The organism is Dechloromonas sp. ZS-1, assembly GCF_039649255.1.
Classification (GTDB): Bacteria; Pseudomonadota; Gammaproteobacteria; order Burkholderiales; family Rhodocyclaceae; genus Azonexus.
Window position 1 is genome coordinate 20,350 of the sequence record NZ_JBDIYD010000008.1, and the last position, 16,363, is coordinate 36,712.

Consider the following 16,363-nt stretch of genomic DNA (forward strand, 5'->3'; position numbering starts at 1 on the left):
ATAAAATTTGGCCTTTTTTCGGAGTCGACCGTGCCAATCGGAGTTGTCGAGTCGCTGGATCATGAAGCGCGGGGGATTCTGCGTCAGGATGGCAAGGCCATTTTTGTCGATGGGGCCTTGCCGGGCGAGACGGTTGAGTATGCAAGTTTCCGGCGCAAGCCGAAGTACGAGCTGGCGCATCTGGTCGAGGTGAAATCACCCTCGCCGGCACGCGTGACGCCGCCGTGCCCGCACTACGGGATTTGTGGTGGTTGCGCCATGCAACACATGGAGCCCTCGGCCCAGTTGGCCGTCAAGCAGCGTGTGCTGGAAGACAGCCTGTGGCATATCGGTCGCGTTCGGCCGGAGCATATCCTGCCCCCGATTCAGGGCGGCAGCTGGGCGTATCGCCATCGGGCCCGCCTCGGTGTGCGCAATGTGCCGTCAAAAGGCGGCGTCTTGATCGGTTTTCACGAAAAACGCAGCAGCTATATTGCCGACCTGCGTTCCTGCATGGTGTTGCCGCCGCATGTGTCGGCGCTGCTGGAGCCGTTGCGGACGCTGATCGCCAAATTGTCGATTTCAGACCGTCTGCCGCAAATGGAAGTGGCGGTGGGTGAGGCGTGTACGGCGCTGGTTTTGCGTATCCTGCAGCCGTTGACCGTCGCCGACGAGGCCTTGTTGCGCCAGTTTGCCGATGCACATGGCGTGGTGTTCTATCTGCAGCCCAAGGGGCCGGACAGTGCGTATCGCTTTTATCCCGTGCCGGGGCCGAAGCTGTCGTATCGCCTGCCGGAATTTGGCCTGGATATTGAATTCCGGCCCAATGAATTCACGCAGGTCAATCATCCGGTGAATCGTGTGCTGGTGCGGCGCGCCCTGCGTCTGCTCGACCCGCAGCCGGGTGAGCGGATTGCCGACATGTTCTGCGGTCTTGGCAACTTCACGCTGCCGATTGCCCGTTCCGGCGCCCGCGTGGTGGGCGTGGAGGGCAGCCCCGGCCTGGTACAGCGCGGGCGTGATGCGGCACAGGCCAATGGCCTGGTCGATCAGGTTGAATACGGCGTGGCCAACCTCTTCGAGTGCACCGAGGATTCCCTGGCGGCACTGGGGCGCTTTGACAAGATGCTGATCGATCCGCCGCGTGAGGGGGCCATCGAACTGGTCAAGGCGCTGGGGGAGGATGCGCCCCGTCGTATTGTCTATGTTTCCTGTAATGCGGCCACGCTGGCGCGTGATGCGGCGGTCCTGGTTTCGGTCAAGGGATACCGTTTCGTCTCGGCCGGTGTGGTGAACATGTTCCCGCACACGGCACACGTCGAGTCAATTGCCTTGTTCGAGCGCGACTGACAGCGCGAAAGCATGTAAAAAGGGCAGCCATTTGGCTGCCCTTTTTTGTTGCCGCGGGGGCGTTGACCGTCAGGATCAGTCGCGTTCGCCGGTCAGGGCCATGATCAGCTGCAGCAGGCTGACGAAGACGTTGTAGATATCGAGGTAAACCGCCAGCGTGGCCGTGACGTAGTTGGTCTCGCCACCATGCACGATGCGGCTGATGTCGTACAGGATGTACGCCGAGAAAATGCCGACAGCGGCAGCGGCGATGGTCAGCGACAGGGCCGGGATCTGGAAGAAGATGTTGGCAACGGCAGCCAGCAGGATCAGGATCATGCCGGCAAACAGGAATTTGCCGATGCCGGTGAAGTCACGCTTCGTGGTGGCGGCCAGCGAGGAGAGCACCAGGAAAATCGCACCGGTACCGCCTGCCGCCATCGCAATCATGGTGCCGCCGTTCGAGAAGCCCAGCGCGAATTGCAGGATGCGCGACAGCATCAGGCCCATGAAGAAGGTGAAGCCGAGCAGCAGGGCAACCCCCAGACCGCTGTCCTTGTTGCGTTCGATACCCCACATGAAGCCGAAGGCAATGCCCATGAAGAGCAAGAACGAGATCAGCGGGCTGCCGGCGAAGAAGCTGAACCCCATCTGAATACCGACCAGCGCCCCGAGGACGGTCGGCACCATGGACAGACCGAGCAGGAGGTAGGTATTGCGCAGCACGCGGTGGCTTTCCACCGGTACGCTGAGCGAACCTTGGTTGGTAAGATCGTATTGGGTATTCATGTCATCGACTCCATTGGGTAGTTGCTACGGTCAATAAGACTACCGGAGCCGCCCGGAAGTTTCAAATTCCCGGGCCGGGAGCAAGGCAGGGACTGGCGTCCGCAGCGGGCTGTGCTATCATGCGCGCCTTCCCGGGTCTGTGGCAGAGCGGTTGAATGCACCGGTCTTGAAAACCGGCGTGCCGAAAGGCATCGTGAGTTCGAATCTCACCGGACCCGCCAGAATGAATTTGATCGCACGCAGCGCTGCCGCTGTGTTGCTGAACCGCCTGAAATCGCCGTGGCCGCCATCGCTGAGATGGGTGTGCCGAGCTTCCTGCTCATGGCTGATCTCGGCGGTTTTTGTTTTTCTGCGCGCAGCCGGATTTCAATGCTTTCCGGCGGTCGACCGTCGGCGTTTCTTAAAAATTGAGGAAACGCCCGATTTCCTCTGAACGCGCCATCGTGTCGGCGTAGCCGAGATCGATCAGGCGCCGGGTGTAGGGCTTTTCAAACAGCAGGTAGCTGGTCAGGGCACCGCCGCTGCGGTTCATCGCGCCCAGGCCGGTCAGCATGATCTTGACCGGCGTCGGCAGGGCGCGCGCGTGCTCGGCGGCAATCCGGTCCAGTCGCTCCGAGGGGGCGATGACCAGGGTTTCGATGGGGCGCAGACTGATGCCGGCCTCGGCCCGAACGTGTTCCGGAATCTTCGAGAGGGTGTGGTTGATCCGCTGCAGGCGCTCGATGTCGACCGCGAGGCCATCGAGAAAAATGCTGGCCAGCGTGTGGCCGGCGATCTGGGCGAGGGGCGGGTAGCCTTCGCTGGTGCGTCGCTCCTGATGCTCGCGGGCGCGCCCGGCACCCACGACCAGGATGCGTTCCGCACCCAGGTGAATGGCGGGGGAGATCGGGGCCAATTGGCGCATTGAGCCATCCCCGAAATATTCCCGGTTGAGCCGGATCGCCGGAAAGATGAAGGGGATGGCACTGGAGGCCATCAGGTGGTCGACCGTGATGTCGGTGCGGATGCCGTGGCGTTGCGTGCGCTTCCAGGGTTCGGCATCCGGGTGTCCCTGAAAGAACGCAATGTTTTCGCCGGTGTCGTAGCCGGAGGCGGCGACGCTGACCGCATGCAAGGCGCCCTTCTGAATGGCGCGGTCAATCCCGGTGAAATCCAGATGCTGACTGAGCAGGCGGCGCAAAGGCGCGTTGTCGAGCAGGGAGCGGGGCGGGTGCTTGATCAGCCAGCCGAGGGCGAATGATGAGAGCCAGCGTGCACCGGTTGCCCCGATGCCCAGCGCGTCGGCGCGGTAGATGTCGCGCGCGTGCATGTTCTTCCAGATGCTGGCGAGCACCATGGTGGCTTTGCCGAAATCGTCGGCCAAGCAGGCAAGGCCGGTGGCATTGATGGCGCCGGCCGAGGTGCCGCAGAGAATCGGAAAGGGGTTTTGCTTGCGTTTGGGAGAGAGCTTCGCGATGGCGAGCAGGACGCCGACTTGATACGCGGCACGCGCGCCCCCGCCGGTCAGGACGAGTGCGGTGCGGGGAACAGCCGGGTCAGCGGGGTGGGCGGCCATGTGCTTTCTCTCTGGAAAGGCTCATGGCGCCAGTATAGGAGCCTTGTCCGGCCCGCTCAATCGGTTTCGATACGGGTGGCGTCGGCCCAGCAGTTGGGCGTTTCGTAGAGACGGACCTGCTGCAGGCGCAAGTGGTTGCCGTAGGTATCCTGATAGACCGCATCGAGGCGGTCAAAAGCGATGCGGACGAGGTTTTCGGCGGTCGGTACGCGGTCGAGAATGACGGTCTTGTGGCCGGGCAGGCTGGAGAGAAAGTCGACAATCGCCTGGTCGCCGGCATAGGCCAGGAAGGCGTGGTCCCATTCATCGACCAGATGGGTCTTGGCCAGATCCTTGACTTGCGAGAAGTCCATCACCATCCCGTTGGCGGCATCCCCCGCCTTGTTGATGATCCCGCCCGAGAGCGTGATTTCGATGGCGTAACGATGTCCGTGCAGGTGGCGGCACTGGCTTTTGTGGTCCGGGATGCGGTGTCCGGCATCGAATTCGAGGCGGCGCGTGATGAGCATGGCAATACGTTTCTGGGAGCAATTGGAAATTATACAATGGGGCATGCTTACCACTGATGATCATCGCCGCGACAGCGCCGGCCTTCGCTATGTTTATCCCGTCGTGTCGCGGCGGGCGGGCGGCGTGTCGGTAGGGATCAACCTCAATCCCAACAATGCCTGCAATTGGGCCTGTGTCTATTGCCAGGTCGAAGGGCTGACCCGGGGCGGGCCGCCGCCGATTGATCTGGCGCTGCTCGAGGATGAATTGCGCTTTTTCCTCAAGGATGTGCTGGAGGGCGACTTCATGCAGCGGGCGGTGCCGGAAACCGCGCGCCGCCTGATGGATGTGGCTTTTTCCGGTAATGGCGAGCCCACCAGCGCCCCCGAGTTTGCCGAGGCGATGGCGGTGGTGGCGCGGGTGATGGCGACGTATGGTCTGGCCGGTCAGTTGCCCGTGCGCTTGATTACCAACGGCAGTTTGATGCACCGCCCCGAGGTGCAGGCGGGGATTGCGCGTCTGGGCGAGTTGGGCGGGGAGGTCTGGTTCAAGCTGGATCGTGCCGAACCCGATGCGGTGGCCGACATTAACGGCGTGCCCTGGTCGGCGGAGCGCGTCGGGCGGGCTCTGGAAATCTCGGTTGAACGGGCGCCGACCTGGGTTCAGACCTGCTGGTTTGCGCTGGATGGGGAAGTACCATCAGCCACCGCACGGGCGGCCTACTGTACGCTCCTGAAACCCTTGGCGGCGCGTCTTGCCGGCGTGCATCTCTATGGTTTGGCGCGACCTTCCATGCAGCCCGCTGCGCCGCGCCTGTCGCGCCTCTCTGCGGAAGATCTGCAGGATTTTGCCGACGAGATCATAAAAAAAACGGGCATCAAGGTGATGGTTTCACCGTGACGCCCGTTTTCGTCCGCCAGGGACGCGGCATTAAGCCACTTTCTTGGCGTGGCTGCGAGCCGACTTCTTCAGGGACTTGAACAGTTCCGGTTCCTGGGACTTCAGGTACTCGACGACTTCCCAGTCTTCACGCTTGATCGACTTGATGTCGACTTGTTCGACGTGCACGAGGCGGAGCAGTTCGCGCACCGGCTTCGGCATGTTGCGGCCGCTTTCGTAGCGGGAGCCGCCGCTCTGGGTCACGCCCAGGGTGGACCAGAACTGTTGCTGGTTCAGGCCGAGCTTGCGGCGGATTTCACGGGCGTCAATCTTTTCGATGGTCTTTACAGTGCTCATTTTATGCATTCTCCGTAATCAGGTGGCGTGGATATACCCGGTCATCGTAAAGCGGTATGACTTAGGTCATATGACCAAGTGTATATCCAGATATGACGTATTTCAAGTGCTATTGCCATAAATTTTTTTCTCGGGTATACCCTAAGTCCATCATTTTTCAGGGCTAATTTTTCCGAGTGCCTTGTCCTGCAATCATTTTGGCGGGCTCTTCCCGATTTTGCGGTGATGCTCTAAGATGGTCCGGGAATAAAAAATCATTTGGGAGACTGACCCATGCTGGTACGTGAAATCCTCCGTGTGAAGGGCGGGACGCTCTATACCACGACCCCTGAACAGACCCTGGCGACGGCCATCGACACCATGGCGGACCTGGATGCCGGCTCGCTGGTGGTCATGCAGGCCGGCAAGATGGTGGGCATGCTGACCTTCCGCGAAGTGATGCAGGCCATGAAGCAGCACAAGACCGATCCGGAAAATGTCCTGATCGGTGACGTCATGGTGCGGGAGCCGGTGACCGCTTACCCGGACATGGATGCCAATGACCTGCGCCGTCTGATGATCGACAAGCATTCGCGCTACCTGCCGGTGATGGACGGCAGCGTGCTGCTCGGCGTGATTTCCTTCCTGGACGTGGCCAAGGCGGTGCTGGAAGAGCAGAGCTTCGAGAACCGGATGCTCAAGAGCTACATCAAGAACTGGCCGGAAGAAACCGCCAGCTGAACCTGCATGGCAGTGCTTGGGTAGGTCAGCAGGTAGGCAACAGGGGCGCGTGATGCGCCCCTGTTGCATTGCCGCCGGGCAAGTGAAATTGACGCCTTTCCGGCGGTCGACCGCCGGAAAATGCCGAAAACCGAGCCATGCTAGAATCGCGCCTTTCTCCAACGGCCCCGATCGACCATGTCCGGCAATACCTTTGGCACCCTGTTTACCGTTACTTCATTCGGCGAATCCCATGGCGCAGCGATTGGCTGCATTGTTGATGGTTGCCCGCCGGGACTGGCCATCAGCGAGGCGGATATTCAGGCAGAGCTGGATCGCCGCAAGCCGGGCACCTCGCGGCATGTGACGCAGCGCCGCGAACCGGATACCGTGGAAATTCTCTCCGGCGTGTTTGAAGGCAAAACCACCGGGACGCCGATTGCCCTCCTGATCCGCAATCAGGATCAGCGCAGCAAGGATTACGGCAATATCGCCACGACCTTCCGGCCGGGGCACGCCGATTACAGCTATACCCAGAAATACGGTTTTCGCGACTATCGTGGCGGGGGGCGTTCCTCCGCCCGCGAAACGGCGGTGCGCGTCGCCGCGGGTGCGATTGCCAAGAAGTGGCTGAAGGAACGCTACGGCGTCACGGTGCGCGGCTGGATGAGTGCGCTCGGCCCGATCGACATTCCCTTCGTGAGTGCCGACGACATTGATGGCAACGCCTTCTTCGCGCCGAATGCCGCCATCGTGCCGGAACTTGAAACCTACATGGATAACCTGCGCAAGTCGCTGGATTCGGTGGGCGCGCGCATCACGGTGACCGCCCAGGGCGTGCCGCCGGGGTGGGGCGAGCCGGTGTTCGATCGTCTGGATGCCGAAATCGCCTACGCGATGATGGGCATCAATGCCGTGAAGGGCGTCGAGATCGGTGCCGGCTTTGACTCCGTCGCCCAGCGCGGCAGCGAGCATGGCGACGAACTGACGCCGCAGGGCTTTGCCTCCAATCACGCGGGCGGCATTCTGGGTGGTATTTCGACCGGTCAGGAAATCGTCGTCAATATGGCGATCAAGCCGACTTCCTCCATCGCCCAGGCACGTCGTTCGATCAATGCGGCCGGCGAGCCGATCGAAGTGGCCACCCAGGGGCGTCACGATCCCTGTGTCGGCATCCGGGCAACGCCGATTGCCGAAGCCATGCTGGCCCTGGTTCTCATCGACCATGCCTTGCGCCACCGCGCCCAGTGCGGCGATGTGGTCTGCGACACGCCGCGCATTCCGGGCCGGATCGCGGACTGAGCCGTCTTGACTGCATGCATCCGGTAAAATGACCGGATGCATGCATTGCCCGTCTGGCGCCTCTCCGGCTATTACTTCGTTTATTTCGCCTTTCTCGGCGCTTTTTCCCCGTATTTCGGGCTGTATCTGCAATCGCTGAGCCTGTCGGCCTGGGAGATTGGTCTCCTGATGTCGCAAATGCAGTTGATGCGGATGTTCGGGCCATATCTCTGGGGCTCGCTGGCGGACCGCTTTGGCTTCCGTGTCTCGATCATCCGGCTGGCCGCCCTGGTCGCGCTGCTGGGCTTCATGGCCTTCTTCTGGCTGGATCGCCTGTCCGGCATGCTGGTCGCGATGGCCTTGCTCGCCTTCTTCTGGAGTGCCGCCCTGCCGCTGGTTGAAGCGCTGACCTTCGACCATTTGCGCGAAGAGCGCTTGCGCTACAGCCGCATCCGGGTCTGGGGTTCGGTGGGATTCATCGTGGCGGTGCTGGCCACCGGTGCCTTGCTTGATGTCGTGGCGCCGCGCGGGGTGCTTTGGGTGTGCTGCTTCATGCTTGTCGGAATCCTCGGCTTTGCCCTCAGTTTGCCGGAAGCGCCCCCGCTGGCGAGTCCGCAGGAGACCCAGCCGATTGGCCGGATTTTGCGGCAGCCGCACATTCTGGCCCTGATGGCCGCCTGTTTTGCGATGTCGGCCGCGCATGGGCCGTTTTATGTCTTTTTCTCCATTCACCTTGCCGACCATGGCTACGCCAAGACGGGCGTCGGCCTGCTTTGGTCGCTGGGGGTTTTGGCGGAAATCTGTGTCTTCATGCTGATGGCGCGCCTGACGCGACGTTTCAGCTTGCGTCAGATTCTGCTCGCGAGCTTTGCGGCGGCGGTGCTGCGCTTCGTCTTGATGGGATGGGGCGTGGGGTCGCTGCCTGTGGTGATCCTGGTGCAGCTCCTGCATGGCCTGACCTTCGGGGCGTATCACGCTGCGGCGATTGCGGCGGTCAACCGCTGGTTCACCGGCAAATCCCAGGGCCGAGGGCAGGCGCTGTATTCCAGCTTGTCCTTTGGTGCGGGCGGCTTGCTCGGTGCGCTGATCAGCGGCCGGACCTGGGATCACTGGGGGGCGGGCTGGACATACACCCTGGCGGCCGGTTTTGCCCTGGTCGGTTGGTGGCTGCTTTGGCGCTGGTTCGTTGATTCTCCGGCGGTCGACCGTCCCGAAAGCGTCAAAAACGACGATCCTGTGCAATAATCGTCAGCTTTCCAGCCCCCAATTCGAAGTTTCATGGCGAAGACCCTCTACGACAAGCTTTGGGAGAGTCATGTCGTTCATCAGGAAGATGACGGCACGGCACTGATTTATATTGATCGTCACCTCGTGCACGAAGTGACCAGCCCGCAGGCCTTCGAAGGCCTCAAACTGGCCGGTCGCAAACCGTGGCGTCCGTCGTCCATCGTGTCGACCCCGGACCACAACACGCCGACGGATCATTGGGAAGAGGGCATCAAGGACCCGATTTCCCGCCTCCAGGTCGAAACCCTGGATGCCAACATCCGTGAAGTCGGCGCACTGGCCTATTTCCCGTTCAAGGACCAGCGCATGGGTATCCTGCACGTGGTCGGTCCGGAAAACGGCGCCACGCTGCCGGGCATGACCGTCGTCTGCGGCGACTCCCACACCTCCACGCATGGCGCCTTCGCCTGCATGGCGCACGGCATCGGCACTTCCGAGGTCGAGCATGTGCTGGCGACCCAGTGCCTGGTGCAGAAGAAATCCAAGACCATGCTGATCGCCGTTGAAGGCCAGCTCGGCAAGGGCGTCACCGCGAAGGATGTGGCTCTGGCCGTGATCGGTGCCATCGGGACGGCCGGCGGCACGGGCTACGCCATCGAGTTCGGTGGCAGCGCGATCCGCAGCCTGACCATGGAAGGTCGCATGACCCTGTGCAACATGGCCATCGAAGGCGGTGCGCGCATGGGCTTCGTGGCGGTCGACGACAACACGATCAATTATTTGAAGGGCCGCCCGTTCTCGCCGTCCGGCGACAACTGGGAAAAGGCCGTCGCCTACTGGCGTACGCTGCATTCTGACGACGGTGCGCAATTCGATCGCGTGATCACGCTGAAGGCTGAGGACATCCGTCCGCAGGTTACCTGGGGCACCTCGCCCGAGATGGTCGTCGCGGTTGACGCGACGGTGCCGGATCCGGCCAAGGAAGCCGATCCGGTCAAGCGCGAAGGCATGGAACGTGCCCTCAAATACATGGATCTGGCACCCAACACCCCGATCGCCAGCATCGCCATCGACAAGGTCTTCATCGGTTCGTGTACCAACTCGCGGATCGAGGATTTGCGCGAGGCGGCGGCCGTCGTCAAGGGCAAGAAAGTGGCGGCCAACGTCAAGCTCGCGCTGGCCGTGCCGGGCTCTGGTCTGGTCAAGCGTCAGGCCGAAGAAGAAGGCCTGGACAAGGTCTTCCTGGCAGCCGGTTTCGAGTGGCGCGAGCCGGGGTGCTCGATGTGCCTGGCGATGAACGCCGACCGCCTGGAGCCGGGCGAGCGTTGTGCTTCCACCTCCAACCGTAACTTCGAAGGTCGTCAGGGCCCGGGTGGCCGGACGCACCTGGTCAGCCCCGCGATGGCTGCAGCTGCAGCGATTGCAGGACATTTTGCGGATATCCGCGACATCCTTTGATTCAGGAGATGATCATGAAAAAACTCGTTACCTGGGCGTTGACCGTTGCTGCGCTGCTCTCCCTGACCGCCTGTAATACCGTTCAAGGCATCGGCAAGGATATCGAGAAGGGTGGCGAAGCCATCCAGCGTGCCACCAAGTAAGGATTTCCATGGATAAGTTTGTTCGCCTCGAAGGCCTGGTGGCGCCGCTGGATCGCAGCAACGTCGATACCGACGCCATCATTCCGAAGCAGTTCCTGAAGTCGATCAAGCGTGCCGGCTTTGGCCCGAATGCTTTCGACGAGTGGCGCTATCTGGATGTCGGTGAGCCGGGGCAAGATTGTTCCCAGCGTCCGAAGAACCCCGATTTCATCCTGAACCAGGATCGTTATCAGGGCGCCGAAATCCTCGTCACGCGTGCCAACTTCGGCTGCGGTAGCTCCCGCGAGCACGCGCCCTGGGCGCTGCTGGACTACGGGTTCAAGGCCATCATCGCCGAATCCTTCGCCGACATTTTCTTCAACAACTGCTTCAAGAACGGCATTCTGCCGATCGTGCTGCCCGCCGCCGAAGTCGAGGCCATCGTGCAACAGATCGCGGCAACGCCGGGTTACAAGCTGGTGGTTGATCTGCCGGCGCAGCAAGTGATCCGCCCGGATGGCCATGCGGTGGCTTTCCAGGTCGACCCCTTCCGCAAGGAATGCCTGCTCAACGGCTGGGACGATATCGGCCTGACCCTGCGCCACGCAGACAAGATCAAGGCCTTCGAAGACAAGCGCCGTACCGAGCAGCCCTGGCTGTTCGCCTGAGAAACAAGAGGAATACACCATGAAGATTTGTGTTTTGCCGGGTGACGGCATCGGTCCGGAAATCACCGCTGAAGCCGTTCGTGTCCTGAAGGCGCTGGATCTCAGGTTCGAGATGGAAGAAGCCCTGCTGGGCGGCGGTGCGGTCGACGCGACCGGCAACCCCTACCCGGAAGCCACCCAGAAGCTGGCGCGCGAAGCCGATGCCATCCTGCTCGGCGCCGTCGGTGGCCCGAAGTGGGACAGCCTGCCGCGCGAACAGCGTCCGGAGCGCGGTCTGCTCGGCATCCGCAAGGACCTCAACCTGTTCGCCAACCTGCGTCCGGCCATCCTGTATCCGGAACTGGCCAACGCCTCGACGCTGAAGCCCGAAGTCGTGGCCGGCCTCGATATCCTGATCGTCCGCGAACTGACCGGCGACATCTATTTCGGCCAGCCGCGCGGTGTGCGTGAAGAAAACGGCGAGCGCGTCGGTTTCAACACCATGGTGTACAGCGAGTCGGAAATCCGCCGCATCGCCCACGTTTCCTTCCAGGCTGCGCAGAAGCGCAACAAGAAGCTGTGCTCGGTCGACAAGATGAACGTGCTTGAATGCACCCAGCTCTGGCGCGATGTGATGATCGAGGTGAGCAAGGATTACCCCGATGTCGAACTCAGCCACATGCTGGTCGACAACGCCGCGATGCAGTTGGTCAAGGCACCGAAGCAGTTCGACGTGATGGTGACCGGCAACATGTTCGGCGACATCCTGTCCGACGAAGCCTCGATGCTGACCGGCTCGATCGGCATGCTGCCGTCGGCTTCGCTGGACCAGAACAACAAGGGCCTCTACGAGCCGTCGCATGGTTCGGCGCCGGACATCGCCGGCAAGGGCGTGGCCAATCCGCTGGCCACCATCCTGTCCGCCGCGATGATGCTGCGTTACACCTTCAACCTTGAAGCGCAGGCTGTGCGCATCGAAGACGCCGTCAAGAAGGTGCTGGCTCAAGGTTATCGCACCGGCGACATCTACGAGCGCGGTACCAACAAGGTCGGCACCCGCGAAATGGGCGACGCCGTGCTTGCCGCGCTGGCTGCGTAAACCAAAACCCGGCTCGCGCGTTAAATACAAGTTATATCTGGAGAAGAAGTCATGAAGAAGGTTGGTCTGGTTGGCTGGCGTGGCATGGTTGGCTCCGTGCTGATGCAACGCATGGTGGAAGAGGGTGATTTCGCCCATATCGATCCGGTTTATTTCTCGACCTCCGCCGCGGGCGGCAAGGCACCGGTATTCGGTGGCAAGGAAGCCTCCCTGCCGCTGCAGGATGCGACCAACATCGAGGCCCTGAAGGCCTGCGAGATCATCATCACCTGCCAGGGCGGCGACTACACCAAGGAAGTCTTCCCCAAGCTGCGCGCTGCCGGCTGGAACGGTCACTGGATCGACGCTGCTTCGTCGCTGCGCATGGCTGATGATGCCGTGATCATCCTTGATCCGGTCAACATGAACGTGATCAAGGACTCCCTGGCCAAGGGCGGCAAGAACTGGATTGGCGGCAACTGCACCGTTTCTCTGATGCTGATGGGCCTGGGTGGGCTGTTCCAGAACGATCTGGTCGAGTGGGCCACCTCCATGACCTACCAGGCTGCCTCCGGCGCCGGCGCGCAGAATATGCGTGAACTGATCTCCCAGATGGGCGTCATCCACGACTCCGTCAAGGATCTGCTGGCCGATCCGGCTTCCGCCATTCTCGACATCGATCGCAAGGTCGCCGAAACCATCCGTTCCGACGCCTTCCCGAAGAAGAACTTCCGCAACACGCCGCTCGCCGGTTCGCTGATCCCGTGGATCGACGTGCCGTACGAAAACGGCCAGTCCAAGGAAGAATGGAAGGGCGGCGCCGAATGCAACAAGATCCTCGGCAAGCCGGCCTTCCGTTCGGCCGGTTCGATCCCCATCGATGGTCTGTGCGTTCGTATCGGCGCGATGCGCTGCCACAGCCAGGCCCTGACCATCAAGCTGAAGAAGGATGTGCCGCTGGACGAAATCTCCGACATGCTCGCCAAGGCCAACCAGTGGGCCAAGGTCGTGCCGAACGATCGCGAGATTTCCGAGCGCGAACTGACCCCGGCTGCGGTCACTGGTACGCTGACGGTGCCGGTCGGTCGTCTGCACAAGATGGCCATGGGTCCGGAATATTTGGCTGCCTTTACCTGCGGCGATCAGCTGCTGTGGGGCGCTGCCGAGCCGCTTCGCCGCATGCTGCGCATCCTGCTGGATGCCTGATTTGATTGGGTTTTTTGTTTCAAAAACGGGGCTTCGGCCCCGTTTTTCATTGCGGCGACAGATTCTGCCTAGCCCTTACTGAGAAGCGGGTTTAGCTTGCATTGCTAAGTCCATGATGTTAATTTGAAACTCCCCTTTTGATGCTCTGGGTTTTTGCCGTGAGTGACACTACCCGTTATCCCTTCAGAAAACGCGCAGCCACGTTGGCTGTCGCTTCCTGTCTATCCTTGTTGCCCCTTCTTGGCGAAGCGGCCAGTCTGGGTAAGTTGACCGTCCTCTCGGGCCTGGGGCAACCCCTGCGAGCCGAGGTTGAGTTGGGGGCGGATCGTGAGGAACTGATGGGGATGGCCGCGCGCCTGGCACCCATCGAGGTTTTCAAACAGTCCGGTCTTGATTTCGTGCCCGCCTTGCGCGACATGCGCTTTGCCATCGAGAAACGGGCAAATGGTACTGCGGTCTTGAAGCTCTCAACGGCGGCGCCGATCAATGAGCCTTTCCTCGATTTTCTCGTTGAGCTGAACTGGCCGGCCGGGCGTGTCGTCCGTGAATACACTTTCCTGCTCGACCCGCCGGAATTGACACCCAAAGGCGCAGCGCCGCAGATTTCGGTGGCTGAAGCAAAGGTCCCTGAGCGGATCAAGAGCAGCGCATCCGTCGTGCCAACGCGTTCTGCCGCGGTCGAGGTGGCTGCTGCACCGAAAGCGCCGCGTGAGAAGCCGGCCAAACTGGCGGCTGACGAGGATGCCGCGCCGAAATCCAAGCCGCCTGTCAAGGAAAAGCCGGTGCCTGCCGAAGGGGGGCAGGCAGGCGATATCCAGGTCAAGACCGGGGATACGCTCGGTAAAATTGCAGCGGCGCATCAATACGATGGTGTCTCGCTGGAGCAGATGCTGGTTGCCCTCTACCGGCACAATGAATCCGCTTTTCTCGGTCAGAATCTGAATCGCCTGAAAACCGGGGCGATTTTGGGGCTGCCGGACCGGGCTGAGGTTGAAGCCATTCCGGCCGATGAGGCACGCAAGGTTTTCCGGGCGCAAGCCAACGACTGGAACGCCTATCGCCAGAAACTGGCGCAGGCTGCGGGGAATGCCGCACCGCGTGAAGCCTCGGCGACCCAGCAGGACACCGGAAAGATCACGGCAAAGGCTGAGGAAAAGGCCAAGCCGGCGGATGCCGTGCGTGACCAGGTCAAGGTTTCCAAGACCGAGGATACGAAGAAGGATGCTGCGAAAGCCGCCGCCGCCACGGAAGACAAGATCGCCGCAGAGCGCGCCCTGAAAGAAGCGCAGGAGCGTGTTTCCCTGCTCGAAAAGAATGTGGGGGATCTGCAGAATTTGTTGTCCATGAAGAATCAGCAGTTGGCTGATCTTCAGGCGCAAAAGAAAAACGAAGTGAAGCCGGAACCGAAGCCGGAAATCAAACCGGAAGAAAAGCTGGTCGTCGCGCCGGAGTCGGCCAAGCCGGCGACCCCGGAAGCGCTGCCTGCCGAAGCGGCCAAGCCGGCAGCGCCGGAGCCGGAGAAAGCGGTGGAGCCGCCCAAGCCGGAAGCTCCCAAAGTGGCAGAGGCGCCCAAACCAGTGCCGCCGAAGCCGCCGGTCGAAGCCGAGCCGGAAGAAGAGCCGGGGCTGCTCGACAGCATGCTGCAGGATCCTACCCTCTTGCTGGGCGGGGCGGGCATCGCCGCGCTGCTGGGTGCCTATGCCGTGGTCCGTCGTCGCCGTCAGCCGCCGGCGCCGGCAACAACTGCCATGCCGAATTCGGACGCGCTCGGGGCCAATTCGGTCTTCCGCAATGCAGGCGGGCAAAGCGTTGACACCGGCAACACCTCGCCGATGACCAATGAGTTCAGCCAGGCCGGCCCCGGCACGATCGATACCGATGATGTCGATCCGGTGGCTGAAGCCGATGTTTACATGGCCTATGGCCGTGACGCGCAGGCCGAGGAGATTCTGGTCGAGGCGCTCCAGAAAGATCCGGGTCGTACGGCCATTCACGTCAAGTTGCTTGAAATCTATGCCGGTCGCAAGAGTCTGAAGCAGTTCGAGACCCTGGCCAGCGAGTTGTATGCGCTGACCGGTGGCGTCGGTCCGGATTGGGCCAAGGCCGTCCAGATGGGCGCGCAACTGGATCCTTCCAATCCTCTGTTCTCTGGTGCGACGGCCACGCAATCCCCGTTTGCCGCAGATGCCACCCTGATTGCTGCGCCCGCAGCGGTATTTGCCGCTGCCCTGGCTGAACCGCCAGCTGACCTTGCGCCTCCGCCGATGGCGGAAGCGCTGGCGGGCGAGCCCGAACTGCCCGCGCTCGAACCTGAGCCCTTTGTCCCGACATCGTTGCCGGAATCGCCGCTGGCTTACGAACCGCCGCCTGCTTCGCTCGTTGATACGCAAACCCTGAGCCAGGTCCGTGCCGACATGCAGGAGCGCGGCGAGGATCTGCAGAGTCTGGATTTCGACCTCGGTGAGGCGTTGACCGCAGCGGTCGAGGCACCGGCCGAGATCGAAGTGCCGGCGCCGGTTGTCGAACCGGTCAGCGCGCCGGCCGATGAGGCTTTTGATTTTGAACTCGACATCCCGGCGGTCAGCGAAGAGCCGGCTATCAGCGAACCCTTGTCCGTTTCGGAGCCCGGGCAGCCGGGCGGCGAGTCTGTCGATACCTCCGCGCTGGATGCTGACGATGTGAATGTGGCGACCTTGCCGGATATCGGCACGGCCATCGACTTCGATCTCGACCTTTCCAAACCGCTGGATGCACCGCCCGAGCCGTTGGATATTCCGCCGCCGGCTGCCGTGCCTCTGGACGATCTGGTCATGCCGCAGTCCGAGCCTGTGCCGGCCTCCGAGGGGGCCGCGTCGGCCGAGGAGATCGATTTCGACGTCGATCTTTCCGACTCTGTCTTCCTGGGTGAGCCGGGCAAGCCCGAGGTGGATCTGGGGAGTATCAACCTGGATCTGGATGCACCGTCCGCAACTGCCGAGCCGATGCCCGCAGACGCCTTGCCCGATGTTGCGTCGGATGTTGCGCCGGATGTTGCGCCAAATGCTGCCGAGGCCGCGCCGGTCGAGCGCGATGCGCAGTGGGAAGAGGTCAATACCAAACTCGATCTGGCCAAGGCCTATGAAGAGATGGGCGATCTCGACGGTGCTCGCGAACTGCTTCAGGAAGTGATCGGGGAGGGCAGTACGGACCTCGTCGAGCAGGCCCGTACCATTCTGGATCGCATCGGCGGTTAAAATAGCCGCCTTGTATTGATCCGTGACACGGCCCC

The 16,363-nt window shown here is 61.8% G+C and carries 16 protein-coding genes and 1 tRNA gene; 13 read left to right on the forward strand and 4 right to left on the reverse strand.

Annotation, left to right across the window (positions count from 1 at the left end; all coding sequences use genetic code 11):
* The first annotated feature begins 30 nt into the window (after window positions 1-30).
* Window positions 31-1,329 carry a 23S rRNA (uracil(1939)-C(5))-methyltransferase RlmD gene (gene rlmD, locus AACO21_RS11300; RefSeq protein WP_346192620.1) on the forward strand — a complete coding sequence of 433 codons (1,299 nt, stop codon included), beginning with the start codon at window positions 31-33 and terminating at the stop codon, window positions 1,327-1,329.
* A 75-nt stretch (window positions 1,330-1,404) separates the two neighbouring features.
* Here rlmD and AACO21_RS11305 read toward each other — a convergent pair whose 3' ends face one another.
* Window positions 1,405-2,097 (reverse strand): Bax inhibitor-1/YccA family protein, encoded by a 693-nt coding sequence (locus AACO21_RS11305; protein WP_346192621.1) that lies wholly within the window; start codon window positions 2,095-2,097, stop codon window positions 1,405-1,407.
* Window positions 2,098-2,230: 133 nt separating this feature from the next.
* Here AACO21_RS11305 and AACO21_RS11310 point away from each other — a divergent pair.
* Window positions 2,231-2,318: transfer RNA gene (locus AACO21_RS11310), tRNA-Ser, on the forward strand.
* Window positions 2,319-2,376: 58 nt separating this feature from the next.
* Entirely contained in the window at window positions 2,377-2,508 is a 132-nt protein-coding gene (locus tag AACO21_RS11315) for a hypothetical protein (protein ID WP_346192622.1), read from the forward strand.
* On the opposite strand, the gene AACO21_RS11320 is transcribed toward AACO21_RS11315, so the two are convergent.
* Window positions 2,498-3,652 (reverse strand): patatin-like phospholipase family protein, encoded by a 1,155-nt coding sequence (locus AACO21_RS11320; protein WP_346192623.1) that lies wholly within the window; start codon window positions 3,650-3,652, stop codon window positions 2,498-2,500. The genes AACO21_RS11315 and AACO21_RS11320 overlap by 11 nt on opposite strands.
* A 56-nt stretch (window positions 3,653-3,708) precedes the next feature.
* Entirely contained in the window at window positions 3,709-4,161 is a 453-nt protein-coding gene (gene queD / locus AACO21_RS11325; protein WP_346192624.1) for a 6-carboxytetrahydropterin synthase QueD, read from the reverse strand.
* A 43-nt stretch (window positions 4,162-4,204) separates the two neighbouring features.
* Here queD and AACO21_RS11330 point away from each other — a divergent pair, with 43 nt between their 5' ends.
* Window positions 4,205-5,041 (forward strand): radical SAM protein, encoded by an 837-nt coding sequence (locus tag AACO21_RS11330; protein WP_346192625.1) that lies wholly within the window; start codon window positions 4,205-4,207, stop codon window positions 5,039-5,041.
* 30 nt (window positions 5,042-5,071) lie between these two features.
* Here the strand turns inward: AACO21_RS11330 and AACO21_RS11335 are convergent, their stop codons facing one another.
* Window positions 5,072-5,377: a transcriptional regulator gene (locus AACO21_RS11335; RefSeq protein ID WP_346192626.1), complete on the reverse strand. Its 306-nt coding sequence runs from the start codon at window positions 5,375-5,377 to the stop codon at window positions 5,072-5,074.
* A gap of 273 nt (window positions 5,378-5,650) precedes the next feature.
* Here AACO21_RS11335 and AACO21_RS11340 point away from each other — a divergent pair, with 273 nt between their 5' ends.
* The 9 genes from AACO21_RS11340 to AACO21_RS11380 all read left to right on the forward strand — a co-directional run bounded on the left by AACO21_RS11340 (window position 5,651) and on the right by AACO21_RS11380 (window position 16,328).
* Window positions 5,651-6,097, forward strand: coding sequence for a CBS domain-containing protein (locus tag AACO21_RS11340; protein WP_346192627.1), 447 nt, complete (start codon window positions 5,651-5,653; stop codon window positions 6,095-6,097).
* 177 nt (window positions 6,098-6,274) lie between these two features.
* The gene (aroC, locus tag AACO21_RS11345) at window positions 6,275-7,378 is read left to right on the forward strand and encodes a chorismate synthase (RefSeq protein ID WP_346192628.1); all 1,104 of its coding nucleotides are present in this window, start codon (window positions 6,275-6,277) and stop codon (window positions 7,376-7,378) included.
* A 36-nt stretch (window positions 7,379-7,414) separates the two neighbouring features.
* Window positions 7,415-8,602 carry a major facilitator superfamily domain-containing protein 6 gene (locus AACO21_RS11350; RefSeq protein ID WP_346192629.1) on the forward strand — a complete coding sequence of 396 codons (1,188 nt, stop codon included), beginning with the start codon at window positions 7,415-7,417 and terminating at the stop codon, window positions 8,600-8,602.
* Between the two features lie 33 nt (window positions 8,603-8,635).
* The gene (leuC, locus tag AACO21_RS11355) at window positions 8,636-10,042 is read left to right on the forward strand and encodes a 3-isopropylmalate dehydratase large subunit (RefSeq protein WP_346192630.1); all 1,407 of its coding nucleotides are present in this window, start codon (window positions 8,636-8,638) and stop codon (window positions 10,040-10,042) included.
* A gap of 14 nt (window positions 10,043-10,056) precedes the next feature.
* The gene (locus tag AACO21_RS11360) at window positions 10,057-10,185 is read left to right on the forward strand and encodes an entericidin A/B family lipoprotein (protein WP_346192631.1); all 129 of its coding nucleotides are present in this window, start codon (window positions 10,057-10,059) and stop codon (window positions 10,183-10,185) included.
* 8 nt (window positions 10,186-10,193) lie between these two features.
* The gene (leuD, locus tag AACO21_RS11365; RefSeq protein ID WP_346192632.1) at window positions 10,194-10,832 is read left to right on the forward strand and encodes a 3-isopropylmalate dehydratase small subunit; all 639 of its coding nucleotides are present in this window, start codon (window positions 10,194-10,196) and stop codon (window positions 10,830-10,832) included.
* A gap of 19 nt (window positions 10,833-10,851) precedes the next feature.
* Complete coding sequence (leuB, locus tag AACO21_RS11370) at window positions 10,852-11,910, forward strand: 3-isopropylmalate dehydrogenase (protein ID WP_346192633.1); 1,059 nt, start codon at window positions 10,852-10,854, stop codon at window positions 11,908-11,910.
* Window positions 11,911-11,961: 51 nt separating this feature from the next.
* On the forward strand, window positions 11,962-13,095 hold the full coding sequence (gene asd, locus AACO21_RS11375) for an aspartate-semialdehyde dehydrogenase (RefSeq protein ID WP_346192634.1): 1,134 nt from the start codon (window positions 11,962-11,964) through the stop codon (window positions 13,093-13,095).
* Between the two features lie 158 nt (window positions 13,096-13,253).
* Window positions 13,254-16,328: a FimV/HubP family polar landmark protein gene (locus AACO21_RS11380; RefSeq protein ID WP_346192635.1), complete on the forward strand. Its 3,075-nt coding sequence runs from the start codon at window positions 13,254-13,256 to the stop codon at window positions 16,326-16,328.
* Window positions 16,329-16,363: the final 35 nt, after the last annotated feature.

Coding starts and splice junctions, on each gene's coding strand:
- aroC (WP_346192628.1), top strand. CDS start 6,275: ATGTCCGGCAATACCTTTGGCACCCTGTTTACCGTTACTTCATTCGGC.
- asd (WP_346192634.1), top strand. CDS start 11,962: ATGAAGAAGGTTGGTCTGGTTGGCTGGCGTGGCATGGTTGGCTCCGTG.
- AACO21_RS11350 (WP_346192629.1), top strand. CDS start 7,415: ATGCATGCATTGCCCGTCTGGCGCCTCTCCGGCTATTACTTCGTTTAT.
- AACO21_RS11335 (WP_346192626.1), bottom strand. CDS start 5,377: ATGAGCACTGTAAAGACCATCGAAAAGATTGACGCCCGTGAAATCCGC.
- AACO21_RS11360 (WP_346192631.1), top strand. CDS start 10,057: ATGAAAAAACTCGTTACCTGGGCGTTGACCGTTGCTGCGCTGCTCTCC.
- AACO21_RS11330 (WP_346192625.1), top strand. CDS start 4,205: ATGCTTACCACTGATGATCATCGCCGCGACAGCGCCGGCCTTCGCTAT.
- leuC (WP_346192630.1), top strand. CDS start 8,636: ATGGCGAAGACCCTCTACGACAAGCTTTGGGAGAGTCATGTCGTTCAT.
- AACO21_RS11340 (WP_346192627.1), top strand. CDS start 5,651: ATGCTGGTACGTGAAATCCTCCGTGTGAAGGGCGGGACGCTCTATACC.
- AACO21_RS11320 (WP_346192623.1), bottom strand. CDS start 3,652: ATGGCCGCCCACCCCGCTGACCCGGCTGTTCCCCGCACCGCACTCGTC.
- queD (WP_346192624.1), bottom strand. CDS start 4,161: ATGCTCATCACGCGCCGCCTCGAATTCGATGCCGGACACCGCATCCCG.
- AACO21_RS11305 (WP_346192621.1), bottom strand. CDS start 2,097: ATGAATACCCAATACGATCTTACCAACCAAGGTTCGCTCAGCGTACCG.
- leuD (WP_346192632.1), top strand. CDS start 10,194: ATGGATAAGTTTGTTCGCCTCGAAGGCCTGGTGGCGCCGCTGGATCGC.
- leuB (WP_346192633.1), top strand. CDS start 10,852: ATGAAGATTTGTGTTTTGCCGGGTGACGGCATCGGTCCGGAAATCACC.